Annotated in this window: 19 protein-coding genes; 15 read left to right on the top strand and 4 right to left on the bottom strand. The window is 68.9% G+C overall.

Features of this window, described 5'->3' with window-relative positions:
• Positions 1–198: 198 nt before the first annotated feature.
• Positions 199–2,121 carry a translational GTPase TypA gene (gene typA, locus L324_RS12375; RefSeq protein ID WP_037306542.1) on the top strand — a complete coding sequence of 641 codons (1,923 nt, stop codon included), beginning with the start codon at positions 199–201 and terminating at the stop codon, positions 2,119–2,121.
• A 286-nt stretch (positions 2,122–2,407) separates the two neighbouring features.
• On the opposite strand, the gene L324_RS12380 is transcribed toward typA, so the two are convergent.
• On the bottom strand, positions 2,408–3,781 hold the full coding sequence (locus tag L324_RS12380) for an MFS transporter (protein WP_037306543.1): 1,374 nt from the start codon (positions 3,779–3,781) through the stop codon (positions 2,408–2,410).
• 228 nt (positions 3,782–4,009) lie between these two features.
• Between L324_RS12380 and L324_RS12385 the strand changes: the two genes are divergently transcribed.
• From L324_RS12385 to L324_RS12400, 4 genes are all read left to right on the top strand, one after another.
• Positions 4,010–5,719 (top strand): ABC transporter family substrate-binding protein, encoded by a 1,710-nt coding sequence (locus tag L324_RS12385; RefSeq protein ID WP_438938449.1) that lies wholly within the window; start codon positions 4,010–4,012, stop codon positions 5,717–5,719.
• 285 nt (positions 5,720–6,004) lie between these two features.
• Positions 6,005–7,807 (top strand): ABC transporter family substrate-binding protein, encoded by a 1,803-nt coding sequence (locus L324_RS12390; protein WP_037306545.1) that lies wholly within the window; start codon positions 6,005–6,007, stop codon positions 7,805–7,807.
• 183 nt (positions 7,808–7,990) lie between these two features.
• Positions 7,991–9,007, top strand: coding sequence for an ABC transporter permease (locus L324_RS12395; protein ID WP_037306827.1), 1,017 nt, complete (start codon positions 7,991–7,993; stop codon positions 9,005–9,007).
• Position 9,008: 1 nt separating this feature from the next.
• The gene (locus L324_RS12400) at positions 9,009–9,935 is read left to right on the top strand and encodes an ABC transporter permease (RefSeq protein ID WP_037306546.1); all 927 of its coding nucleotides are present in this window, start codon (positions 9,009–9,011) and stop codon (positions 9,933–9,935) included.
• A gap of 198 nt (positions 9,936–10,133) precedes the next feature.
• On the opposite strand, the gene L324_RS12405 is transcribed toward L324_RS12400, so the two are convergent.
• Complete coding sequence (locus L324_RS12405) at positions 10,134–11,915, bottom strand: ABC transporter ATP-binding protein (protein WP_051173868.1); 1,782 nt, start codon at positions 11,913–11,915, stop codon at positions 10,134–10,136.
• Between the two features lie 158 nt (positions 11,916–12,073).
• On the opposite strand from L324_RS12405, the gene mshB reads away from it, so the two are divergent.
• From mshB to L324_RS12420, 3 genes are read left to right on the top strand one after another with little or no spacing between them, the layout of a single operon-like run.
• Entirely contained in the window at positions 12,074–12,916 is an 843-nt protein-coding gene (gene mshB, locus L324_RS12410) for an N-acetyl-1-D-myo-inositol-2-amino-2-deoxy-alpha-D-glucopyranoside deacetylase (protein WP_037306548.1), read from the top strand.
• Entirely contained in the window at positions 12,913–13,338 is a 426-nt protein-coding gene (locus L324_RS12415) for a hypothetical protein (RefSeq protein ID WP_037306549.1), read from the top strand. Before mshB ends, L324_RS12415 begins: the two co-directional genes overlap by 4 nt.
• The gene (locus tag L324_RS12420; protein WP_037306551.1) at positions 13,331–14,122 is read left to right on the top strand and encodes a hypothetical protein; all 792 of its coding nucleotides are present in this window, start codon (positions 13,331–13,333) and stop codon (positions 14,120–14,122) included. The genes L324_RS12415 and L324_RS12420 overlap by 8 nt, the downstream gene beginning before the upstream one ends.
• 3 nt (positions 14,123–14,125) lie before the next feature.
• Here the strand turns inward: L324_RS12420 and L324_RS12425 are convergent, their stop codons facing one another.
• Complete coding sequence (locus tag L324_RS12425) at positions 14,126–14,887, bottom strand: site-2 protease family protein (protein ID WP_037306552.1); 762 nt, start codon at positions 14,885–14,887, stop codon at positions 14,126–14,128.
• Positions 14,888–15,058: 171 nt separating this feature from the next.
• On the opposite strand from L324_RS12425, the gene L324_RS12430 reads away from it, so the two are divergent.
• The gene (locus tag L324_RS12430; RefSeq protein WP_007028952.1) at positions 15,059–15,442 is read left to right on the top strand and encodes a WhiB family transcriptional regulator; all 384 of its coding nucleotides are present in this window, start codon (positions 15,059–15,061) and stop codon (positions 15,440–15,442) included.
• Between the two features lie 183 nt (positions 15,443–15,625).
• Positions 15,626–18,931 (top strand): glycosyltransferase family 2 protein, encoded by a 3,306-nt coding sequence (locus L324_RS12435; protein ID WP_037306553.1) that lies wholly within the window; start codon positions 15,626–15,628, stop codon positions 18,929–18,931.
• A 285-nt stretch (positions 18,932–19,216) separates the two neighbouring features.
• Here L324_RS12435 and L324_RS12440 read toward each other — a convergent pair whose 3' ends face one another.
• Positions 19,217–19,648, bottom strand: coding sequence for a metallopeptidase family protein (locus L324_RS12440; RefSeq protein WP_037306554.1), 432 nt, complete (start codon positions 19,646–19,648; stop codon positions 19,217–19,219).
• Positions 19,649–19,764: 116 nt separating this feature from the next.
• Between L324_RS12440 and L324_RS12445 the strand changes: the two genes are divergently transcribed.
• From L324_RS12445 to manA, 5 genes are all read left to right on the top strand, one after another.
• Positions 19,765–20,118: a DUF3499 domain-containing protein gene (locus L324_RS12445; protein WP_074038239.1), complete on the top strand. Its 354-nt coding sequence runs from the start codon at positions 19,765–19,767 to the stop codon at positions 20,116–20,118.
• Positions 20,119–20,190: 72 nt separating this feature from the next.
• Entirely contained in the window at positions 20,191–21,546 is a 1,356-nt protein-coding gene (locus L324_RS12450) for a phosphomannomutase/phosphoglucomutase (protein WP_037306556.1), read from the top strand.
• Positions 21,547–21,630: 84 nt separating this feature from the next.
• Positions 21,631–21,852: a Trm112 family protein gene (locus L324_RS12455; protein ID WP_005150815.1), complete on the top strand. Its 222-nt coding sequence runs from the start codon at positions 21,631–21,633 to the stop codon at positions 21,850–21,852.
• Entirely contained in the window at positions 21,836–22,927 is a 1,092-nt protein-coding gene (locus L324_RS12460; protein ID WP_037306830.1) for a hypothetical protein, read from the top strand. Before L324_RS12455 ends, L324_RS12460 begins: the two co-directional genes overlap by 17 nt.
• Positions 22,928–22,993: 66 nt before the next feature.
• The gene (gene manA, locus L324_RS12465; protein WP_037306557.1) at positions 22,994–24,217 is read left to right on the top strand and encodes a mannose-6-phosphate isomerase, class I; all 1,224 of its coding nucleotides are present in this window, start codon (positions 22,994–22,996) and stop codon (positions 24,215–24,217) included.
• Positions 24,218–24,272 lie beyond the last annotated feature (55 nt).

The raw sequence follows: 24,272 nt of genomic DNA on the forward strand, positions 1-24,272 counted from the left end.
TCGGCGGCGCCCGCCACGCCCTCTCACGTTAGGTGAGGCTAACCGATCTTGGGGCGTGGGGGTGCTCACAGTTCGGCTACAGGTACCCTGGTGTGGTCCGCGTATGGCCAAAGTCGGCCGACGTTACTCGATCGCGTGAGTGAGCACTCGAGGCGGCGCGGGCACCACACCCGAACTTGAAACCTTTGGAGCCTTCGCGTGCCCGCAGCCAGCGCCACCGCAGTCGATGCCGGCCGCCTTTCCGGCAAGACACGGCCCGACCTGCGCAACGTCGCCATCGTCGCACACGTCGACCACGGCAAGACGACCCTCGTCGACGCCATGCTCCGGCAGTCCGGCGCCTTCGAGGAGCGCGCCGAACTCGTCGACCGCGTGATGGACTCCGGGGAGCTCGAGCGGGAAAAGGGCATCACCATTCTCGCGAAGAACACCTCCATCCACCGCGAGACCGAGAACGGCCCGGTGACCATCAACGTCATCGACACCCCCGGTCACGCCGACTTCGGCGGTGAGGTCGAACGCGGCCTCGCCATGGTCGACGGCGTCGTCCTGCTGGTGGACGCCAGCGAGGGCCCCCTTCCGCAGACCCGGTTCGTGCTGCGCAAGACCCTCGAAGCCGGTCTGCCGGTGATCCTCGTGGTCAACAAGACCGACCGCCCCGACGCCCGGATCTCCGAGGTCGTCGAGGAGACCCACGACCTGCTTCTCGACCTGGCGGGCGACATCGAGGACGCCGACCTCGACGCGATCCTCGACCTGCCGGTCGTCTTCGCCTCCGCACGGGCAGGCAAGGCGAGCCTCGAGCAGCCCGCCGACGGCGCGGTGCCCGAGAGCGAGAACCTCGACCCGCTGTTCGAGACCCTGCTGCGCCACGTGCCGCCGCCCTTCGCGGACAAGGAAGGCCCGCTGCGCGCACTGGTCACCAACCTCGACGCGTCGAACTTCCTCGGCCGGATCGCGCTGATCCGCATCCACTCCGGCAACCTGCGCAAGGGCCAGACCGTGGCCTGGATGCGTGAGGACGGCACCATCCAGAACGTCCGGATCTCCGAACTGCTGGTCACCGAGGCGCTCACCCGCGTTCCGGCGACCGAGGCCAGCGCGGGCGAGCTGGTCGCCATCGCCGGTATCCCCGAGATCACCATCGGTGACACGCTGGCCGACGTCGAGAACCCCGAGGCGCTGCCCCGGATCGCCGTCGACGAGCCCGCGATCTCGATGACCATCGGTGTCAACACCTCGCCGCTGGCGGGCCGCAGCGGTGGCGACAAGGTCACCGCGCGACTGGTCAAGGCCCGGCTGGACCAGGAGCTGATCGGTAACGTCAGCATCAAGGTGCTGCCGACCGAGCGCCCCGACACCTGGGAGGTCCAGGGTCGTGGCGAGCTGGCGCTGGCGATCCTCGTCGAGCAGATGCGCCGTGAGGGCTTCGAGCTCACCGTCGGCAAGCCGCAGGTGGTCACCAAGATGATCGACGGCAAGCTGCACGAGCCGTTCGAGCGCCTGTCGATCGACGCCCCGGAGGAGCACCTCGGTGGCATCACGCAGCTCCTCGCCGCCCGCAAGGGCCGCATGGAGCACATGGGCGGGCACGGTTCGGGTCGCATCAAGCTCGACTACGTCCTCCCGGCGCGTGGCCTGATCGGTTTCCGCACCGACTTCCTCACCGAGACCCGCGGCACCGGTATCGCGAACCACGTGTTCGAGGGCTACTTCCCGTGGGCGGGCGAGATCCGCACCCGTCACTCCGGTTCGCTGGTCGCCGACCGCTCCGGCCCGATCACCGCCTACGCGATGATCCAGCTGGCCGACCGCGGCACCTTCTTCGTCGAGCCGGGCGCCGAGGTGTACGAGGGCATGGTCGTGGGCGAGAACCCGCGCGCCGAGGACCTCGACATCAACATCACCAAGGAGAAGAAGCTGACCAACATGCGTCAGTCCTCCGCCGACGTGATGGAGACGCTGGCCCGCCCGCGCAAGATGGGCCTGGAAGAGGCGCTGGAGTTCTGCTCCGTCGACGAGTGCGTCGAGGTCGCGCCGGACGTCGTCCGGATCCGCAAGGTCACGCTGGACGTCAACCAGCGCGCCAAGGAGCGCAACCGCAACAAGAACCGGGGCTAGTCTCCCGCAGCTCGCAGTACATGAAGGCCCCCTTCCTTGCGCCAGGCGCAAGGAAGGGGGCCTTCATGTACCTCTGTGGACGGTTCACGGACTCCCGGGACGAACCGGTCAGGATGGCCGCGAACCGCGCAGAAGGCACCAACCGGACATCCTCCGCCGCACGGTCCTGTATGGACGGTCGGCCATGATCAGAAAGTTCGGAGCATTACTCTCAGTAGTTGATCGGGCTCCTGCGGTGAGAAATACGATTTCCCGCGTTTTTCCGCGTTCCTTTTTGGACCCGCGTTCACATCACCGGAACGGCTTCCCGGCGCGGTGAGAGGACGGCCGCGGAGACCGTGCCGAGAACCCCCACACAACCCAGCGCGAAACAAACGATCCGAAATGCGTCCGTATAGGACTCGCCGGACAGGTTCCCTCCGGTAATCGACGCGAGAACGGCACCGACAACCGCGATCGCGATCGTTTCCGTCGCCAATCGCGCGGTGGTGAACATTCCGGCCGCCGTTCCGGAATGTTCCGGGCCGACGGAACCGATTGCCAAACCGTCCAGTAATCCCATCGTCAATCCCGTGCCGGCCCCCACCAGAACGAGCGGGGCGAGCAACGAGAGCACCCCGGACGACGCGTTCATGGTCATCAGCAGAAAGGCGCCCGCCCCGCTCACGGCGACCGCGCCCGCGACGAACCACGACGGCGGTAGCCGTCGCGCCAGCGCGGCACCCACGGCCGGGAACAGCACGGTCGGCGCGGTGAGCATCAGCAGCCACAGCCCGGCCTCCCCGGCGCTGAGCCGCACGACCTCGATCAGGTACGACGGCAGGTAGACCAGCAGTGGCACCAGGATGGTCACCAGCGCGCCCGCCGCGACGGCGAGCGAGGTGAAGCCGCGGTTGGCCAGCAGGGCGAGGTCGAACAGCGGATCCGCGCGCCGCCGCTCCACGAACGGGAAGACCACCGCGAGTACGGCGGCCAGCAGCAGGCCGCCGACGACGAGCGGATGTCCGAAGCCGAGTTCGCCCGCTTCGACCAGCGCGAAGATCAGCAGCATGATCGCGCCCGTGAAGAGCCCGGCGCCCGCCCAGTCGATCCGGCGCCCGGCCGTACCGGGAACGGCCGGGAGAAGCGGCGTCAGCGCCAGCACGAGGGCGGCCACGGCGGCCGGGGCACCGAAGACGGCCCGCCAGCCCAGCAGATCGACCAGCAGGCCGCCGATCGACGGCCCGAACGCGAGCCCGATCCCGAGCACCGTCCCGACCAGACCGAACGCCCTCGTCCTCGCCGCGCCCTGGAAGGTCTCGGTGAGGATCGCCAGCCCGCCGGTCACCGCCGCGGCGGCCCCGGTCCCGGCGATCAGGCGGACGACGTCGAGCACGACGATGTTCCCGGCCACGGTGCAGGCGATCCCGCCGCCGACGAACAGCGCGAGACCCGCCACGTAGATCCGCCGTCTGCCCAGCACGTCGGCGAGGGAACCCGCGAAGACCAGGAAACTCGCGAAGCAGGCGTTGTACCCGTTGACGACCCACTGGGTGGCCGCGAGACCGGCGTCCAGGTCGTCCGCGATGTCGGTCAGGGCGACCGACGCGCCCGTGATGGTCAGCGGGAAGGTGAACGTGGACATGAGCACGACCACGAGGACGAGCGCGCGTTTGGTCACCCCGGCAAGCTAGCTGGCGGCTAGTTCGCGAAGCTAAGCGTTTTCCCATGACCTGAGCAGGAACCTCCCGGGCCTCCCGCACGTCCACCGGAGGAGGGACGGCATCCGGTCGGGCGACGACAGGGCCGATATGGGAATCTCGCAGCGGCGGTACGGATCATCGTGGCAGCATGGCGAGGGACAAACCAGGAGGATTCACGCGTGCGGTTAGTGACCACAGCGGCGCCCATATTGGCGTGCGCGACCGTGCTCCTCGCCGCCTGCAGCAACACCCCGCCGCCACCCGTGGTCAGCTCCTCGGCCTCCCCGGTGAGCTCCTCGACCACGAAGACGCCTTCGCAGGTCGTCGTGGGTGTCGACGATGTCCTCGGCGGCTACAACCCGCACAACCTCGCTGACGCCTCCCAGGTGACGTCGGCGCTTTCGCAGCTTCTGCTCCCGTCGGTGTTCCGCCCGAAGGACGACGGCAGCGTCGAGCTGGACAAGAACCTGATGAAGTCCGCCGAAGTCGTCTCGCAACAGCCGTTCACGGTCGCGTACACGATCCGGCCGGACGCCTCCTGGTCCGACAGCGCGCCGATCGCCGCCGAGGACTTCGCGTACCTCCGCGAGGCCATGCGTGACCAGCCCGGCGTCATCGGCGCCGCGGGCTACCGCCTGATCTCCGACATCCAGTCGCGCGAAGGCGGCAAGCGGGTCGAGGTCAGCTTCAGCAAGCCGTACCCCGGCTGGCAGACGCTGTTCGCGAACCTCCTGCCCGCCCATCTGCTCAAGGACGCCCCGAACGGCTGGCAGGGCGCGCTGGCGACCACCTTCCCGGCCGTCGCCGGCCCCTACTCGATCAAGAGCATCGACACCGCGCGCGGAGAGGTGATCCTGGAGCGCAACGAGCGCTACTGGGAGAAACCCTCCGCGCTGGACCGGATCGTGCTGCGAGCGGCCGACGAGGACGGCACCCTGGCCGCTCTGCGCAGCGGCAACGACCAGTTCGTGATGACCAGGACCGGCGGCACCGGCCTCAAACGGCTCGGCGAACTGGGGTCCGCCGTCCAGCTCCACACGGTCGCCCGGCCGACGGTCGCGCAGATCCTCCTGCGGCCGGTGAGCCAGACGCTGTCGGATCCCCGGGTCCGCGAAGGCGTCACCGCGCTGATCGACCGCGGCAAGCTGATCACCGAGGCGGCGGAGGGCGGCCCGTCGGACAAACTCCGCGCCGACGCCCAGGTCCGCGTCCCGTCGGGCACTGGCTTCCAGCCGACGATCCCGGCGCCCGGCCCGCCGTCGACGGCCGACCCCGCCAAGGGCGAGGAGCTGCTCAAGTCCGCCGGGTACACCAAGGAAGCCGGGACCTGGCGCAAGAACGGGAAGAACCTTTCGCTGGTCGTCGCCTCGCCCGCCAAACAGGAGCCGTACGCGACGATCGCCAAGGAGCTGACGGCGCAACTGGTGGCGGCGGGGATCGAGGTCAACGCGATCGCGCCGCAGCCGAGGGAGCTGTTCTCGACGCTGCTGGCCATGCCGGTGCTCAACGGGATCCAGCAGACGACGGCGGAGGGCGCGGGCAACGTCGGCATCGACATCGCCGTGATCGGCCAGGCCACCGGCGGTGCGGACGCCGCGTCGGTGCTGGCGTCGGCCTTCGGCTGCCGTCCTGATCAGCTCGCCGACAAGACCAAGGCGGTCGTGCCGGGGAACCCGCTGGGCTTCTGCGACCCGGCCCTGCAGCCGTCGATCGACGCGGCCCTGACCGGCACCACGCCCGCCGCCGACGCGCTTTCGACCCTCGAACCGGAATTGTGGCGCCGGAATGTTGCCATTCCGTTGTTCCAGCTGGCCGATACCCTCGCCATCGGCTCTGGTATTTCCGGAGTAACCGCTGGTCCTCCTATGGTGGGCCCTTTCGGGTCGGCGGTGAACTGGACGCGCGGTCCGAAGTAGCCGAATCGCGGTCAAGTTCGCGCCGGAGGGTGACCTTTCCCGGCACGTTCGAGTGGCGGACTGATTCCTCCTGGTAACCAATATATTTCTCGAAGTCAGCCGGAAGTTACCCTTTGGTCACGATCGCCCCGGAACTGGTGACTGTTCGTGCATTTCCTTTCTAGCGTGCACCCGCAGTGCGCCAAATGAGGTTGCTTGGCGTGTCATAGGCTCCGGGCCATCTCACCGGAGCGGTGTGGGGTCCTGTTCCGATCTCAGGAACCCAGTGCTAGGAGGGCACACTTCATGAGGAAGTCCAAGGCAGTCTCCGCCTGGTCGCTGGTCGCGGCCTCCGCGCTTGTGCTGAGCGCATGCAGCGGTGGCGACAGCGGTAGTTCCGACCAGAACGGGTCGTCTACCGACATCAAGAGCATGGCGACCGGCAAGGCGCAGAACGGCGAAAACTTCAAGCTCGCGGACCTCAAGGGGTACGAGGGCACCGTCACCGTGGGTATCGACGACGGGTACTCGGGCTACAACAACGACACGCCCGACACCAACACGTCGTACAACACCTACATCCTGACCGCCGTGCTCGCCGGCGCCGATGTGCTCGACGGCAACAACAAGGTGCTGCTGAACAACGACGTGTTCGACTCCTGGGAGGTCACCTCCAAGTCGCCGCAGACCGTCGTTTACAAGATCAAGCCGAACGTCAAGTGGTCCGACGGCGAAGCGTTCGACTGTGACGACATGTACCTGTCGTGGCTGTCGCACTCGGGTGCCGCCAAGACCTCCGATGGCAAGCAGGCCTTCCTCGCCGCTTCGACGACCGGCTACCAGCTGATCAACCAGGCGACCTGCAAGGACGACCTGACCTTCGAGACCAAGTACACCGAGCCGTACCTGGACTACAAGGGTCTCTTCAACTCGACCGCGATCATGCCCGCGCACATCGTCGAGAAGAAGGCGAACGTCCCGGACATCACGAAGCTGACCCCGACCAGCGACGCGGCCCAGCTCAAGGCCGCCGGTGACTTCTGGACGAACGGCTTCAAGCAGTTCAAGGCCGAGGACATGCCGGCTTCGGGTCCGTACAAGATCACCCAGTTCGACGCCAACCAGAAGGCCGTCACGCTGGAGAAGAACCCGAACTGGATCGGTGGCAAGGGTGGCCCCTCCAAGATCGTCGTGAAGGCGATGGAGGACACCAAGGCCATGGCGACCGCGCTGCAGAACGGTGAGATCGACGTCGCCGCTTCGACCCAGCCCGACGCCACCGCCGCCGGCACCCTGAAGAGCCTTTCCGCTCAGGGCGTCACCTACGGTTCGGCCTCGCAGCTGACCTTCGAGCACATCGACCTCAACTACAAGCGCATGTTCAAGGACAAGAACCTGCGCAAGGCGTTCTTCGAGGTCGTGAACCGCCAGGAGATCACCGACAAGCTCCTCAAGGAGGTCCAGGCCGACGCGACCCCGCTGAACAGCATCGTGTTCATGCCGGGCGAGCAGGGCTTCAAGGACCTGTACAGCAGCAAGGCCGGTCTGGGCGCCGAAGCCGCCGCCAAGACCCTGTCCGACGCCGGCTGGGTCAAGGGTGGCGACGGTATCTTCGCCAAGGACGGCCAGCGCGCGTCGTTCAAGATCTCGCACAACCAGAACGCCCGCCGTCAGCAGACCGTCGAGATCATCATCTCGCAGGCCAAGCTCGCCGGTATCGAGATCACGGACGACCAGGACGCGAACTTCCTGAAGGGTGGCCGTCTCGCGGCCAGCGACTACGACGCCGCGCTCTTCGGCTGGTCCGCCGCTCCGTTCAAGGCCGAGCAGAAGTCGATCTACATCACCCGGGTCGACGACAGCAGCCAGAACTACCAGGGCCTGTCCAACCCGACGATCGACTCCGCGTTCGAGGCGGCCGTCAAGGCCACCGACGAGGCCGTCCAGCTGGAGAGCTACCAGAAGGCCGACCAGGCGATCGCGGACGAGTACGCGACGCTGCCGCTGTTCCAGACCCCGTCCATGTGGGCGTTCAAGGGCATCGACCGCACTTACATGCAGTCGTACAACGGTGTCCTGTGGAACGCCGGTGAGTGGGAGAAGAAGTAGGGTCTAGGCCCCGCTTTTTCACCTCTCGCCGAGGCAATCGGAGGTGGTAAGGGGGTCCGGCCACAAGCCGGGCCCCCCTACCCGCCGGAAGTAGCTGTTGACCGTAGGGTTACCGCCACTACGGTGGACAACCGGGCGACGGTCCAGCACTTCGGCGACCAGGCCCGGATGAGGAGCAGTTCGTTGAACCTGGTGATCTACATTCTTCGCCGTCTGGCGATATCGATTCCCGTCCTGCTGGTCGGGACTTTTCTGTGTTTCATCATGGTCGCCGGCACCGGCGACCCGCTCGCCGAGCTGAAGAGCAACCCGGCCATGAACCCGCAGGTACTCGCGGAGACGGCGGCGCGGCTCGGGCTCGACCAGGGCATCATCCCGCGGTATTTCTCGTGGCTGGGCAACTTCATCACCGGCGACTGGGGCGTTTCCATCGCCCAGGGCAACGCGCAGGCCCCGGTGTTCCCGAAGGTCATGGCCGCGTTCGAGGTCACCTTGAAGCTCGTCGTCGGAGCCGAGATCCTCGCGCTCATCCTCGGCGTTCTCGTCGGTGTGGTCGCGGCGGTCAAGCAGTACTCGATCATCGACTACGTCGCCACCACGCTGGCCTTCCTGCTGTTCTCGATGCCGATCTTCTGTGTCGCCATCGTGCTGAAGGGCTACGCGATCCAGTTCAACGGCTGGGTACGGGATCTGGGACTGTCCGATGTGCTCGGTAATCCCTGGATCCGCACCACGAGTCCGGAATCGCTGAACTTCGACGGACCTGGCGGTTTCCTGGCCAGCTATGTCGGCGCGTATCTGCTGCCCACCCTGTCCATCATGGCGATCAGCTTCGCCGCGTACAGCCGGTTCCAGCGCGCTTCGATGCTGGAGACGCTGAACGCGGACTACGTGCGGACCGCGCGTGCCAAGGGCCTCGGCAACGGCCGGGTCATCTTCCGGCACGCCTTCCGGAACGCGCTCATCCCGGTCACCACGTTGTTCTCCGTCAACTTCGGTGCCGTGCTTTCGGGCGCGATCATCACCGAGTCGGTGTTCAACTGGAATGGCATGGGCAAGCTGCTCGTCGAAGCCGTGGTCAAGAACGACACTCAGGTGATGATGGGGTGGCTGGTGCTCATCGCCAGCAGCATCATCGTCGCCAACCTGATCGCCGACCTGATGTACGGCATCCTGGACCCGAGGATTCGCGTTGGCTGACTTGAACTCCCTCATCGCGGCGGACGACTCCGCGGCCGCCGCCGAAGGCAAGCTTCCCGCGGAGGCGCTGCCCGAGCCCCGGAGCCAGGGCAAGCTGGTCCTGCGCAAGTTCCTGCGGCACAAGCTGGCGATGGTCTGCACGGCGATCCTGCTGCTGCTCGTGCTGACCGTGATCATCATGCCGATCTTCTGGCCGTACGACTACGAGGACAGCTCCTTCCCGTCCTTCGCCAAGCCCAGCGGGGACTACCCGCTCGGCACGACGCAGGTCGGCAAGGAGATGGTGTCGCAGATCCTGCGCGGCACCCAGTACTCGCTCCTGATCGCGCTCATCGTGTCGATCGTCGCCACCACCATCGGCACCATTTTCGGTGCCATGGCGGGATATCTGCGCGGCTTCACCGACTCGGCGATCTCCCGGGTGACGGACCTGTTCCTGATCGTTCCGCAGATCGCCGCCGCCGCCATCCTGGCGAAGGTGTTCGGCGGCGGTACCTGGTACATCGTCGCGATCGTGCTGGCCGCCTTCGGCTGGATGCCGATCGCGCGGATCGCCAGGGCCGAGTCGATGTCGTTGTCCCAGCGTGAATTCGTGGACGCCGCCCGCGCGTCCGGTGCCGGGACGTTCCACATCGTGTTCAAGCACCTGGTGCCGAACATGGTCGGTCTCATCACGGTCAACGCGACCCTCGCGATCGCGCAGGCCGTGCTGATCGAGGCGGCGCTGTCCTTCATCGGGCTGGGGGTGCAGCTGCCGGACACCTCGCTCGGCCGCGTCATCCTCGAGAACTACTCGCAGCTGCAGAACCGGCCTGCGTTGTTCTTCGGCCCGTTCATCGTGCTGGTGCTGATCTCGCTGACGATCAACTTCATCGGTGACGGCCTGCGGGACGCTTTCGACCCGCGGCAGCGCCGGATGAAGGCGTAAGGCCCTCTTTAGCGCGTGAAGGCCCCCTTCCCTCGGCTCAGCCGAGGGAAGGGGGCCTTCACGCGCTTCTGTGGGTGGAACTGGCGGCTGGACACTTGGCGAGGGGGGAATGGCCCGCACCCCTCCGCCCCCAAGTACGCGAAGGCCCCCTTCACCGCGCTAGACGCGGCGAAGGGGGCCTCACGTACTACTGGAGCGTCAGTCGGCCACTGGGGCCAGCTTGCCGGCCTCCCAGGCCGCGCGGCGCTCGGCCTGCAGCACCGGGTCCGCGACCGGGGCGGCCGAGAGCAGACGACGGGTGTACTCCTCGCGCGGCGAGTGCAGCACCTGGTCCCGCGTACCGACCTCGACCAGCTTGCCGTGCTGCATCACCGCGACGCGGTCGGCCAGCAGGTCGACGACGGCGAGGTCGTGGCTGATGAACAGGCAGGCGAACTGCAGCGAGCGCTGCAGGTCCAGGAACAGGTCCAGCACGCGTGCCTGCACCGACACGTCCAGCGCCGAGGTCGGCTCGTCCGCGATCAGCAGCGCCGGGTCCAGCGAGAGCGCCCGCGCGATGGCGACGCGCTGGCGCTGGCCGCCGGAGAGTTCGTGCGGGTACCGGTTGCGGTAGTGGCCGCCGAGCTCGACCTTGTCCAAAAGGGACGCGACCCGCTCGTTCAGGGCCTTGCCCTGCAGGAACTTGTGCAGCACCATCGGCTCGGCGATCGACTCGCCGATGGTCATCTTCGGGTCCAGTGTGGACGCCGGGTCCTGGAACACGATCGAGAAGTAGCGGCGCAGCGGGCGCAGCTCCTTGTTCGACATGTTCGTGATGTCCTTGCCCGCGATCGACACGGTGCCCTCGGTCGGGGTCAGCAGGCGGATCGCGCAGCGGCCGACGGTCGACTTGCCGGAACCGGATTCACCGACCAGGCCGACGATCTCGCCCTTGGCGATGCTCAGCGAGACGTCGTCCACCGCGCGGTTCTTCGCCTGACCGCGGCGGCCGGGGTACTCCAGCACGAGGTTCTTGATCTCGAGCGCGGGCGCGTTCTCCTCGATCACCGCGGCGAGTTCGGAGTCCTCGAGACGGATGTCCTCGGCGATCTTCGAAGCCTCGTCGCTGTCGGCGGAGATGCCGGAATCGTCGAGCAGGCGGCGGCCCTCGGGACGCTGGCCCAGCACGGGCACCGCGGCGAGCAGCTTGCGCGTGTATTCCACCTGCGGCGACGCGAACAGGTCGCGCACCGGCGCCTGTTCGACGATGTTGCCCTGGTACATCACGACCACGCGGTCGGCGAGGTCGGCGACGACGCCCATGTCGTGCGTGATCAGCACGATGGCGGTGTTGAGGGTGTCACGCAGCTTGCGCAGCAGGCCGAGGATCTCCGCCTGCACGGTGACGTCGAGCGCCGTGGTCGGCTCGTCGGCGATGATCACCTTCGGGTCGCACGAGATCGCCATCGCGATGACGACGCGCTGGCGCAGACCGCCGGAGAGCTGGTGCGGGTACTGCTTGAAGCGCAGCGGCGGGTTCGGGATGCCGACCATCTCCAGCAGCTCGATGGCGCGCTTGTCGGCGGCTTCCTTCGAGATGTCCTGGTGCGAGCGGAGCGCCTCGCGCAGCTGCCAGCCGACCGTGTAGACGGGGTTCAGCGCGGTCATCGGCTCCTGGAAGATCATCGCGACCTGGTTTCCGCGGATCTTCTGGAGTTCCTTCTCCTTGAGATCGGCCAGGTTGCGCTCGCCGAGGCGGAGCTCACCCGCGATCCGGCTCGTCTTCGGGAGCAACCCGAGCACCGACATCGAGGTCACCGACTTGCCGGAACCGGACTCGCCGACCACCGCGACGATCTCACCCGGCTTGACGTCGAAACCGATGCCCTTGACGGCGTCGACCACGCCCTCGTCGGTCGGGAACGAGACGCTCAGGTCGGAGATGGACAGAACCGAACCCGACACGCCGCCGAGGTCCGACGATGCTGCTTCAGTGCTCACCAAGATGCCCTTCGTGGGGGTACATATGGTCACGGCGCAAGGGCCGTGACTCGCGCGAGGATAACCGAGAGTCGCCCGACTAAGGTCGGTGCTCTGCGGCTTCCGTTCCCGACACCCTATAAAGGAAAGCCCGCCGTGTTCGAATTAGTCTTCAAGCCGTGATCTCCGCTCAGGCCAAAGTGCTGCTGGTGCACGCCCATCCGGACGACGAAAGCCTCACCACCGGCGGCACCATCGCGCGTTACGCGGCCGAAGGCGCCGACGTGACCGTCGTCACCTGCACGCTCGGTGAGGAAGGCGAAATCATCCCGCCGCTTCTCGGCGGGCTCGGTTCGTGGGCTTCCGACCAGCTCGGCGGGTACCGCGCGGGCGAACTGGAGTCGGCGTGCGCCGCGCTCGGCGTCTCGCGGCACCGGTATCTCGGCGGCATCGGCCGCTGGCGCGACTCGGGGATGGCCGGGACACCGTCCGCGGCCCATCCGCGCGCGTTCTCCGGCGGCGACATCGAGGAGCAGGTGGCTCAGCTCGCCGAGATCCTCGACGACGTCCGTCCTCAGGTCGTGGTCACTTATGACGCTTTCGGGGGTTACGGGCATCCCGACCACATCCGCGCGCACGAGATCACGATGGCCGCCGCGCCGAAGGCCGCGTCGGTCGAACGGGTGTTCCACACGGTTTCTTCGCGCGACGCCGTCGCCGCCGGGCTCGCCGCGTTGCGCGGGCGGTCACCGTTCAAGGTCCCCGAAGACGGCGAACTGCCGGTGACGCCGGACGAGACGATCACCACCGTCCTCGACGTCTCCGCGTATCTCCCGGCGAAGGTCGCCGCGCTGCGGGCGCACGAGACCCAGGTGAGCGTGCCCGCTCCGCCGAGGCTCGCCGACCACTTCGCGCTGAGCAACGACGTCGCGCAGCCGATCACCCCGAACGAGTACTTCGTGCTCGCCCACGGACCGGTCGAAGGTGCCGCGGCCGACCTGTTCGGAGGACTCGCGAAGTGACGGTCACGCCCCAGCCGCTCACGGCGTACCAGCGTGGGCTGCTGGTCCTGCTGTGCTTCGACGCGTTCCTGCTCGGGCTGCTCGAACTGTTCTTCCTGCCGCTCCGGCTCGACGGCATCGTGCTGCCGAAGCTCGGGGACGCGCCGATGCCGGTGACCGTGGTGCTCGCCGTGCTCACCACACCACTGCTGGTGCGGACGACCGCGAAAGTGATCCGTCCGTCCTTTTCGGTGATTCCGCTGCTCGTCTGGGTACTAGTCGTACTCGGGATGGGCGTGACGGGTCCGGGTGGTGATCTGGTGCTGGTACAGGACTGGCGGGCGCTGCTGCTGATCGGCGGCGGGGCACTGCCGGGCGCGCTGGTACTGGGCGGTGGCCTGGGCACGGCGGCGAAGGCGGGCAAGGGAGTCAAAAATGGGTGAAGCGATTTCGGATCGCCAGGTCGTGGCGGTGCTGCGGCCGTTCGTCCGCGCCTGCGGTCCGATGGTCGACGCGCTGCGCGACGCGGATCCGTTCGGCCTGCAGGCCAGGGGACGGCGCGAGGACGCGCTGGAAGGCGTCGAGCCCAAACTCAAGGACAAGCTGCTCGACGGGATCACCTCGGTGAAGGTGCCCGGCACCGCGGCCTGGGCGGAGATGTCGAACTACCAGCGGACCAACTGGTGGGTGAACCGGGTCGGCCGGGTCACCGCGCTGATCACCGCGATCCCCGGTCTCGGCGGCGCGCTCGCCGACAGGCTGCCCGTCCAGGACGCGCTCGGCTCCGCGTCCCAAGGAGTCCTGCTGTGCGCGATCGCGGGGGAGTACGGCGTGACCGACGTCGGCGCCCGCGTCCGGCTGATCGCGTGGGTGCTCTTCGAACGCGACATCGATCCGGTGATCGCCGCGGGTAAACACGCCGAACACGACAAGGCCGCCGAAGACGACGAAGCGGCGAAGCTCACCGAAGAACTCGACGACGCGAAGAAGAAGCACGGCAAGATCACCTTCAAGGCGGCTGCGGGCACCCTGTGGCGACTCGGCCGCGGGCTGCTGGCCATCGTCGACGAACTGGAGAAGCGCCCGCACGGCCGTCTTTTCCACCGGGTGCTCGGGAAACTGCCGGTGGTCGGCATGGCGGGCGACTACTTCGGCGAGCGGTCCGGCCTCAAACGCGTCTGGAAGCGGGCGCACCAGTGGTTCACCGAGCACCCCGACGGCGCCTGAAAACTACTTCCAGAACATGAACGCGACCTGTCCGTACTGCGCGGCGAGCGTGTAGCCGCCGACGGCGTCGAAGATCGCGAAGGACGCTCGCCACAACAGGCGGCTCGCTTCGTCCACGAGGAACAGCACGCCGAACAGCACGAGCGGCGCCCACGGCCGGGCCTTCGCGCCGAACTCGCGCGCGCCGGGCGAAAGGTACGGCTCGATCGCGCCCCAGCCGTCGAGGCCGGGGATCGGCAGGATGTTCAGGATGAACGTGACGATCTGAAGCAGCGCCAGGAACGAGAGCCCGATCACCAGCCCGCTCGACATCGGCACCAGCGCGACGACGAGCGTCAGCGCCACGCCGACGGCGAGGTTGCTCAGTGGCCCGGCGAGCGACACCCACGACTGGACGCCGCGGGACCGCAGGCGCCCGTGTTCGATCCAGACCGCGCCACCCGGCAGCGGGATGCCGCCGATGATGAGGAATACCAACGGCAGGATGATGGACAGTGCCGGATCCGTGTATTTCCGGACGTCCATGGAGAGGTAACCCTTGTGGGCGACGCTGTGGTCACCGCCGCGGAAGGCCACGATCGCGTGCCCGAACTCGTGCAGCGTCAGCGACGCCACCCAGCCGCCGGCGACGAGCAGCACCACCCCGGCGACGAGCAACGGGTCGTACTTCTGGCTGGAAAGCGTGGTCGCGTCACCGAAAGCCGCCAGTACACCGCCCAGGACGGTGACCGCGAGGATGCCGAGGAAGATCGGGCTTGGCCGCACTGCTGATCTCTGCACCCCTCCAGTCTTCCGTATGCCCGATGTGAAGTTCTCGGCGTGTCCCCTTGCGCGATGAGGCCGAGGTATCCCCCGAACTCGCTACTCCGCTTGACCTGACCGCACTACACGGGTGTAATCACAGTGATGTCATTCGTCGCTGGAAGGGGGCGGCGGATGGTGTTTCAACACCGCCAGCCTGGGGAGTGCGTGGACAGCGAGGAGGCGGACGTGCGGTTGGAAGCAGATGGAAGGGAATGGGGGCAAGTCGTGGGTTGGGGCGAGGTCCCGGAGCAGCAACTGGGAGATCTCACCGAACTTTTCGACGATGCCTCCGCGGAAGAGCAGGACTGGCAGGAACGGGCCCTCTGCGCGCAGACGGACCCGGAGGCGTTCTTCCCGGAGAAGGGCGGCTCCACCCGCGAAGCCAAGCGGATCTGCCTCGGTTGCGAGGTCAAGGACGAGTGCCTCGAGTACGCCCTCGCGCATGACGAGCGGTTCGGTATTTGGGGCGGGCTCTCCGAACGCGAGCGTAGGAAACTGAAGAAACGAGCTGTGTGACAGCGATCTCCGGCACCCCCCGTGCGCCGGAGATCGCTTCCTGCCGGGCCTGGTTCAACACAGTCCCAGTTCCACAGTCCTTGTTCCACGGTTCTTGTTCCACACAGTGGGGCCACCAACGGGTGACAGGGTCGCGTCGTAGGGTGGCGGCACTCGACTTCGCCGCCACATCTGGAGTGCCCGTTGTCCCGCACTGCCGCCTCACCCGCACTGCGCACGGTCCCCGTTCTGGCCATTGTGGTCTGTCACAACGGCGAGAACTGGTTGCCACTGGCGCTTTCCGCGCTGCGGCGCAGCGGGGTGCGGCCCCGGCACGTGCTGGCCGTCGACACCGGATCCACCGACCGGACGGCCAAGATCCTCGCCGAAGCGGCCGCGCCCGAAGGCGTCGTCGGAGGTCCGGACGAGGCTCCGGTCCTGGACGGGATTCTCACACTTTCGGATGACGTGGGCTTTGGTGCCGCCGTCGGTGAGGCCGTCGAGCACGCCGTCGAACGCTGGGGTGATCCCGGCGGCTGGGTCTGGCTGCTGCACGACGACTGCGCGCCGGAACCCGACTGTCTCGAAAACCTGTTGGCAGCGGCCGAAAACGAGCCCGCGGCGACGGTGCTCGGCCCGCTCGCGGTGGACTGGAGCGACCCGCGACTGATCGTCGAAGCCGGGTTGTCGACCGACGCCATCGGCCATCGGCAGCAGATCTCGCCGGAAGAGACCGCCACCGCGGTGCTCGCCGTGCCGAGCGCGGGAACGCTGGTGCGCCGGGAAACCTGGCACGACCTCGGCGGCTACGATCCGGGATTTCCCTTGCTGCGTGAGGATCTCGACTTCGGCTGGCGGGCCAACGCCGCGGGCGGCCGCGTGCTTTCCGTGCCTTCGGCCCGGCTCCGGCACGCCCGTGCGCTCAGTACCGGGCAGCGGAAACCGGACGCGCTCGGGATGTCGCTCGCCACGGCCAACCGCGTGCACGGCCTCCGGGTGTTCCTGGTCAATTGTTCCGCGCCGTCGTTTTGGTTCGGCCTTCTTCGAATCCCGTTCTTCGCGGTGCTGCGCGCGCTCGCGTTCCTGTTGCTGCGCCGGACCGGTGAGGCGGGCGCGGAACTCGCGGCGACCTGGCACCTGCTGCGTGGTCGCGGTGGATTGCGGGCGGCCCGCGCCGAACGCCGGGAGGGCGGCGGGCCCGGAGCGGTCCGCGGTCTCTTCACCGGACGGATGACGCGGGTGCGCAACGCGGTCCGCGCGGGTGTCGTCGGTCTTGTCCGGCGTGGTGTCGAACGGGATTTCGCGCTCGGGACCGTGCCGGAGACCGCCGATCAGGAGGGCGCCTGGATCCCGCCGGAAGCGGTGAAGGCGGGGAGAGACCGTCCTGTCGGCCCGGGCGCGCTGCCCGCCGGGGCGATGCGGGGTGTCGGCTCACGGGGCACAGGGCTGCGACGGCCCAGCGCGGTCGTCGCGGTCGCGGTCCCCGAGGCCGCCGAAGAACCCGTCGCGGGCAGGCCGAAACTGTCGAAGCCGTCGCCGGTGCCGCGCGACGGCGGGAGCCGTCCGGAGCCGGAACTCGTCTTCGTCGAGGTCGACCGGAAGCGGGTGCTCGGCGCGACCGTGTTCGCCCCGCCGGTGCTGATGCTCGTCGTGCTGACGGCGCTCGCCTTCGTGGTCAACGGTTCGCGGCTCGGGCTGGACCTCTTCGGCGGGAAACTGCTGCCGGTCGGCGGGCTCGGCGAGATCTGGTCGTCGTATCTCGCGCCGTGGCACGCGATCGCGGGCGGCACGGCGAGTCCCGCGCCCGCGACGCTGCCGGTGCTGGGCACCCTCGGCGCGCTCTTCACGCCGATCGGCGGACCCGCGGCGCTGGTCGCGATCCTGCTCATCGGTGACATCCCGCTCGCCGCGCTGAGCGCGTACGTGGCCACTCGGCACCTTCGGGTGCGTCGATGGGTGCGTGCCGTCGTCGCGGCGGCGTACGGCGTGGTTCCCGCCGCCACGGCTTCGGTCGCGCAAGGACGGCTCGACGTCGTCGTCGTGCATCTGCTGTTGCCGTTGGTGATCGCGGGCATCGTTGGCCTGCTCGTCCGCGCGGACTCGCGGTGGCTGCACGTTTCCGCGCTGAGCGCGATCGGGCTGGCGCTGATCGGCGCGTTCTCGCCGCTGGCGCACGCGCTGGCGCTGGTCGGCCTGGTGATCGGGTTCGTCGTGCTGCCTTCGCCGACCGGGCTGGCGCGGCGGATCGCGTCGGTCGGCATCGTGGTCTTCCTGCCGCTGGCGCTGCTGCTGCCGTGGCCGAGCGTGCTGTTGAGGAATCCGGAACTGCTGCTGCACGGACTCGGCGGCGCCGCCACGGCCGCCTCCGGGGCCGATCTCGCCGGGCTGGATCCCGGCGGTCCCGGCGCCTGGCCGATCGGGGTGGTGCTGGTCGCGGCCGCGATCGTCGCGCTGGTGATCCGGCCGTCGAAGGGCGCCGGCGCCGGCGTCGCGGTCGTCGCGCTGGGCGTACTCGGGCTCGTGGCCGTGCGGTTCGTGGCGGTGACGCCGATGTCGGGCGGCGCGCACGCGACCGGGTACGCCGGGGTGCCGTTGCTGGTGATCTCCGCGGGACTGTTGTGGACGGTGCTGGCGACCTGGCGGCGGGGCGGGGTGAGCGTCGAACCGGCGCCGTGGCTGGCGAAGGTCACGGCCGTGGCCGGGGTGCTCGTGCTGCTGGCGCTGGCGACCGGCGCCGTCGTCGCGGGCCGGGAAGGTCCGCTGAGGTCGGGTGCCCGGCCCGCGCTGGCTCCGGAGATCTCGGCGGAACTGGCCGCGAACGGGCGCTCGGTGCTGGTGATCGGGGAACCCGTCCGGCAGACCGGCGGGCGGTTGCCGTCTTACGGCGACGACGAACTCGCCCCGACGCCCGGCAGCGCCGACCGGCTGGCCGCGTGGCGCCGGGACCTGCTGCAGGGCTCGCCGGACGCGGTCAAGCAGGCCTTCGCGGCGGCCGCGGCCTCCGGGGTGCAGTACGTCGTGCTGCCCGCCGGGGTGAACGGCCTGACCGCGCTCGCGCCGGACCTGGTCGCGCCTGCCGCGCCGACCTCGGACGGCCGTCCGGTCCTGCGGTTGCTGCCGGCCGCCGGGCAGGTCGCGCTGATCTCGCCGGAACTGGCGCAGGCGGCCGTGACCGGGAAGGGCGCGCCGGGGGCGTCGCCCGGGGTGGCGCCGGTGCAGGCCGGGCTGCCGGACGTGCGGGTGCGCGTGTCGGAGGGGCCGACCGGGCGGCTGCTCGTGCTGGCCGCGGAGTTCGAGGCGGGCTGGCAGGCGAGTGTGGACGGTAAGGCGGTGCCGATCGTGCGGGCTTGGGGCCACCAGGTCGCCGTCTCGGTGCCTCCGCAGCCTTCGGAGGTGGTGGTGGAGCACCAGGGCACCACGCGGAACCTGCTGCTGCTCGCGCAGGTGGCGGCGGTGCTGTTCACGCTGCTGACCGCTGTACCTACGCGGCGGCGCCCTTCGCTTTCTTGAGGCTGGGCTCCTTGCGACGTCGGCCTTCTCCTTGCGTGTTGGGCTCCGGTGTCCCCAATGTGGCGTTGGGGACGCTGAAGGTCCCCAATGCCACATTGGGGACACCGGCACCAGCATGAGCACCTGCGCGGCGGAGTTGTCCACAGGTCGGCTCGGTTGTGGGCAACTCAGCGCTTCAGCCCCGTTTTCGCAGGTCCCGTCGGTCCCTCGCGGTACGCTGGGCTGGGGACGCCCCCCGGGGAAGGGCGGGGGCTGGGGTAGTGGCGCTGGGGTAGGGCGGGCGGGTTATTCGCCTTCGATGACGTCGGGTTCGACGCCGAGATAGCCCGCGACCTGTTCCACGAGGACGTCGTGCACGAGTTCCGCGAGTTCGCCCGGGTCCTTCGCGCGCGCTTCGAGGGGGCGGCGGTAGAGGACGATGCGGGCGCGCGTCGGCAGGCCCGCGCGGTCGACGCCGGCGGGGACGAGGCGCGAGAGCGGGACGGCGCCGTCGTGCAACACGCCGTCCACTCCGCTCGGTGCTCCATCCGAGCGAACTTCGGGGACGTCGTCGACGGCGACGTCGAGCTTCGTCAGCTCGTGCCGCCAGCGCGCTTCGATCGGTTCGAGCGCGTCCAAAACCAGCGCGTCGAACCTTTCCGCCCTGCTGGCGGCCGCGGGAAGGGTCGACGGATACAGCGCTCCGCGCAGGCCCCGGCCGTGCCGGTCCCGGCGCATCCGCCGTCGCTGTCGGGAATCACGAGCCGTCGCCACGATCCGTAGGGTACGCGCTCGGCGAGTCGAAGCGCGTGTCGCCGGTACGCCGGGCCCGCGACGCGCTATCGTTCTCGATCGTGCGGAGCGTACGAAAGTGTTCGCGAACGGGTTGTCTCGAACCCGCTGTCGCCACGCTCACGTATGCCTATAGCGATTCGACAGCCGTCGTGGGGCCACTGGCCACCGCGAGCGAGCCGCACTCCTATGACCTCTGCGAAGCCCACGCCCTGCGGCTGACCGTGCCCAAGGGCTGGGAAGTCGTCCGGCACGAGGGGGCCTTCGCCGCCCCCGACCCGTCCGCCGACGAGCTGACAGCGCTGGCCGAGGCCGTCCGCGAAGCGGGCCGCTCGGACAAGCCCGCGCCGGACCCCGAACCCGAAGGCCCCTCGGGCAGGCGCGGCCACCTGCGCGTCCTGCCCGGCCGCGCCTGACGCGAGGGCTCGCCGGTAGGCTTTCGAGCGCGCCAGAGGGCGTTGTAACGAGACTATTGGCGGGGAGCAGGCGTGCCAGACCTTTCGGGCATCGTGAAGGCCTACGACATTCGCGGCGTGGTCGGTGAACAGCTGGACGTGGCACTCGTCCGCGACCTCGGTTCGGCGTTCGCCCTGTTGATCAAGGCCGAGTCGGACGCGATCGTCATCGGCCACGACATGCGCGACTCCTCGCCGGAGCTGTCCGCCGCCTTCGCCGACGGCGTGACCTCGCAGGGCCTCGACGTCGTGACGATCGGCCTCGCCAGCACCGACCAGCTCTACTTCGCGTCCGGGTCGCTGAACCTGCCGGGCGCCATGTTCACCGCCAGCCACAACCCGGCGAAGTACAACGGCATCAAGCTGTGTCGCTCGGGTGCGGCGCCGGTCGGCCAGGACTCCGGTCTCGCGGAGATCCGCGACACCGTCGAGCAGGGCGTCCCCGCCTTCGCGGGCCAGCGCGGTTCGGTCACCGAGAAGGACGTCCTCGCCGACTACGCGGCATACCTGCGCAAGCTCGTCGACCTCTCGGGCAGCCGTCCGCTGAAGGTCGTCGTCGACGCGGGCAACGGCATGGGCGGCCACACCGTGCCCACCGTCTTCGCGGGCCTGCCCATCGAGATCGTGCCGATGTACTTCGAGCTCGACGGCTCCTTCCCGAACCACGAGGCCAACCCGCTCGACCCGAAGAACCTCGTCGACCTCCAGGCGAAGGTGCGCGAAGAAGGCGCCGACGCCGGCCTGGCCTTCGACGGCGACGCGGACCGCTGCTTCGTCGTCGACGAGCGCGGCGAGCCGGTGTCGCCGAGCGCCATCACCGCGCTGGTCGCCATCCGTGAGCTGGAGAAGGAGCCGGGCGGCACCATCATCCACAACCTCATCACGTCGAAGGGCGTTCCCGAGATCGTCGCCGAGCACGGCGGCAAACCGGTGCGCACCCGGGTCGGGCACTCGTTCATCAAGGCCGAGATGGCCAAGACCGGCGCGATCTTCGGTGGCGAGCACTCCGCGCACTACTACTTCCGTGACTTCTGGCGCGCCGACACCGGCATGCTGGCCGCGCTGCACGTCCTCGCCGCCCTCGGCGAGCAGACGGGCCCGCTGTCCGAGCTGACCGCCGAGTACTCGCGCTACGCGGCCTCCGGCGAGATCAACTCGACCGTCGACGACCAGGTCGCGCGCATGATCGCGGTCAAGGACGCCTTCGGTGCGCGTGACGGCGTCGAGATCGACGAGCTGGACGGGCTCACCGTGCAGCTTCCCGGCGGCGGCTGGTTCAACCTCCGCCCGTCCAACACCGAGCCGCTGCTCCGCCTGAACGTCGAGGCCGCCGACGCCGAGGCCGTCCGGGCGCTGACCGAAGACGTACTGGCGATAGTCCGTGGGTAACGAATGTGTCGTGAAAACACACATAGGGACATCACTTGGTCTCGACGGTGGCATCCACGACGTACCCACAGGTAGGGAGTAATCATGGCCGTCACGCTTGACGCACAGCTGCTGGAGATCCTGGCCTGCCCATCCCCCGACCACGCGCCGCTGCGGACGGGGACGACGGCTGATCCGGAGGCCGATGCGCTGACCTGCACGGAATGTGGTCGCGTGTATCCGGTCCGTGATGGAATCCCGGTACTGTTGCTGGACGAAGCCACCGAGCCCACGACCCCGGATGGCGCTCATGCCGACGGTCCCTGACGATTCCCTGCTCGACGATCCCGCGAGGCTGGCCGAGGCCGACAGCGCGGGGCTTCTCCGTGCCGCCGCGATGGCCGGCGCCCAGGTCAGGGCGACAGCCGAAGCGGCGGCCGAAATCGAGTTGAGCGATCGCCTCGACGTCGGACGCCCGCGCTCGCTCGTCCTGATCGACCGGCCCGGCGTCAGCCGGACGCTGACCAGGCTGGTCGCCGCGCTGTTGACCCCGTCGTGCCCGGTGCCGGTGGTGGTCGCCGAGGTCGTGCCCAGCTGGATCGGCGCGCTCGACGTCGTCTTCGCGCACACCGACGACGCCGGTGACCGCGAACTGGCCGCCTCGCTGGAACGCGCCGCCCGGTTCGGCGCGCGCGTCGTGCTGTCCGCCCCCGCCGAAGGGCCGGTCGCGGCCGCCATCGCGGGCAAGGGGCTGCTGCTCGCGCCGAGGCTCCCGGTGCCGCCGGAGATGGCCTTCCCCCGAGGGCTCGCCGCCGCGCTGCTCACCGCGAACGCCCTCGGCCTGCTGGTGGCCGACCTGGAGCAGCTGGCCGATCACCTCGACGCGGAAGCCGAAAAGGACTACCTGGCGAGGGATTCGTTCGCGAATCCGGCCAAGGCGATGGCGCTGAAGCTGGCCGATCGGCAGCCGCTCCTGTGGGGGCTGGACCCGGTCGCGGTCGCCGTCGGCGAGCACGCGGCCCACGCTTTCGCCGCCCACGCGGCACTCGTCTGTGACGTGGAGGACTACCGCCAGGCGCTGGCCAGGCCCGCTTTGCGGCGTGCGGCGTTGTCCGGGGGCGCGGAGCGCGATATCTTCGCGGACCCGGAGGAGGGGGTCGGCTTGGCGCCGAGGGTGTTGCTCCTCTCGGTTCGGACGGGGCCCGCCACGGAGGCGGCCCGCTACCAGGCGGAAGACCTGCTGCCCGGTTCGGAAGTGCTCGCCCCGGCCGAAGAGATCGAAACGGACGAGATCGTGCGTGCGGCCGTTCTCGCGCTGCGTTTCGAGCTGGCTGCGGTCTATCTGGGGCTGGCCGTCGGCAGCATCGGCGGCGCCGGGAGGTACACGCCTGCAACGGCGTGAGCCCCGCGCGCGACGTGAAGGATGAGGGCCGGCACCACCCGTGCCCGGCGAGGAGTTGAGGTGACAGTGGAGCTGCTGCGCAATGCCGTGCGGCCCTACGCATGGGGATCGAGAACGACGATCCCCGAGCTGCTGGGGCGTCCGGTGCCGGCGCCGCATCCGGAGGCGGAACTGTGGATGGGCGCCCACCCCGGCGACCCGTCCCACGTCATCGGCCCGGACGGCACCGAGCGGAGCCTGCTGGAGCTCGTCGAAGCCGATCCCGTCGGCCAGCTCGGCACGAGCTGCGCCGACCGCTGGGGCGGCAGGCTGCCGTTCCTGCTGAAGATCCTCGCCGCCGAGGAGCCGCTTTCGATGCAGGCGCACCCGTCGGCCGCGCAGGCGGCGGAGGGGTACGCGCGCGAGGAGTCGGCCGGGATCCCGCGCGACGCCTCGAACCGCAACTACCCGGATCCGACGGCGAAGCCGGAACTCGTCTGCGCGCTGACGGAGTTCCACGCGCTGGCGGGCTTCCGCGACCCGGAGCGCACGATCTCGCTGCTGAAGGCGATCGAAACGCCCGGTTTGGCGAAGTACGCGGTGCTGCTGGAGGCCCAGCCGGATCCCGCCGGGCTGCGCGCGCTGTTCACCACCTGGATCACGCTGCCGCAGGCGGCGCTCGACGAGCTGCTGCCCGAGGTCCTCGATTCGTGCGTGAAACACGTGCAGGAACGCGGCGAGTTCGACGTCGAATGCCGGACCATCCTGGAACTCGGCGAATCGCATCCGCGGGACGCGGGCGTGCTCGCCGCGCTGCTGCTCAACCGGCTCACCCTCAGCGCGGGCGAGGCGATCTACCTGCCCGCCGGGAACCTGCACCTGTACCTGCACGGCACCGCCGTCGAGATCCTCGCGAACTCGGACAACATCCTGCGCTGCGGGCTGACCCCGAAGCACGTCGACGTGCCGGAGTTGCTGCGCGTCGTCGACTTCGCGTGCGGTGAGATGCCGGTCCAGAGCGGCGAACAGGAGGCGCGGATGTCGGTGTACCGCACCGACGCGCCCGAATTCGAGCTGTCACGGATCGAATGGGAAGCCGGGGACGACGGCGAGGTCGCCGTCCACGACGTCGGGCCGCAGATCCTGTTGTGCACCGCGGGCAGCCTGCGGGTGACCGCCGACGACGGCGAGCAGGTCGAACTCCGGCGCGGCCAGTCGGTGTGGCTCCCGGCCGCCGATCCCGCCGTGCGCGTCCAGCCGCTTTCCGGTGAACGCACCCAGGTCTTCCGCGCCACCGCCGGCACCTGCTGACCTCCTCCTTTCATGCATTTCGTCCTCTGGATGCGGTACTTGCGCGTGCAACCAC

The organism is Amycolatopsis orientalis DSM 40040 = KCTC 9412 (assembly GCF_000478275.1).
Lineage (GTDB): Bacteria > Actinomycetota > Actinomycetes > Mycobacteriales > Pseudonocardiaceae > Amycolatopsis > Amycolatopsis orientalis.

Coding starts and splice junctions, on each gene's coding strand:
- L324_RS12420 (WP_037306551.1), top strand. CDS start 13,331: ATGGGTGAAGCGATTTCGGATCGCCAGGTCGTGGCGGTGCTGCGGCCG.
- L324_RS12460 (WP_037306830.1), top strand. CDS start 21,836: ATGCCGACGGTCCCTGACGATTCCCTGCTCGACGATCCCGCGAGGCTG.
- L324_RS12430 (WP_007028952.1), top strand. CDS start 15,059: ATGGTGTTTCAACACCGCCAGCCTGGGGAGTGCGTGGACAGCGAGGAG.
- L324_RS12455 (WP_005150815.1), top strand. CDS start 21,631: ATGGCCGTCACGCTTGACGCACAGCTGCTGGAGATCCTGGCCTGCCCA.
- L324_RS12440 (WP_037306554.1), bottom strand. CDS start 19,648: ATGCGCCGGGACCGGCACGGCCGGGGCCTGCGCGGAGCGCTGTATCCG.
- L324_RS12390 (WP_037306545.1), top strand. CDS start 6,005: ATGAGGAAGTCCAAGGCAGTCTCCGCCTGGTCGCTGGTCGCGGCCTCC.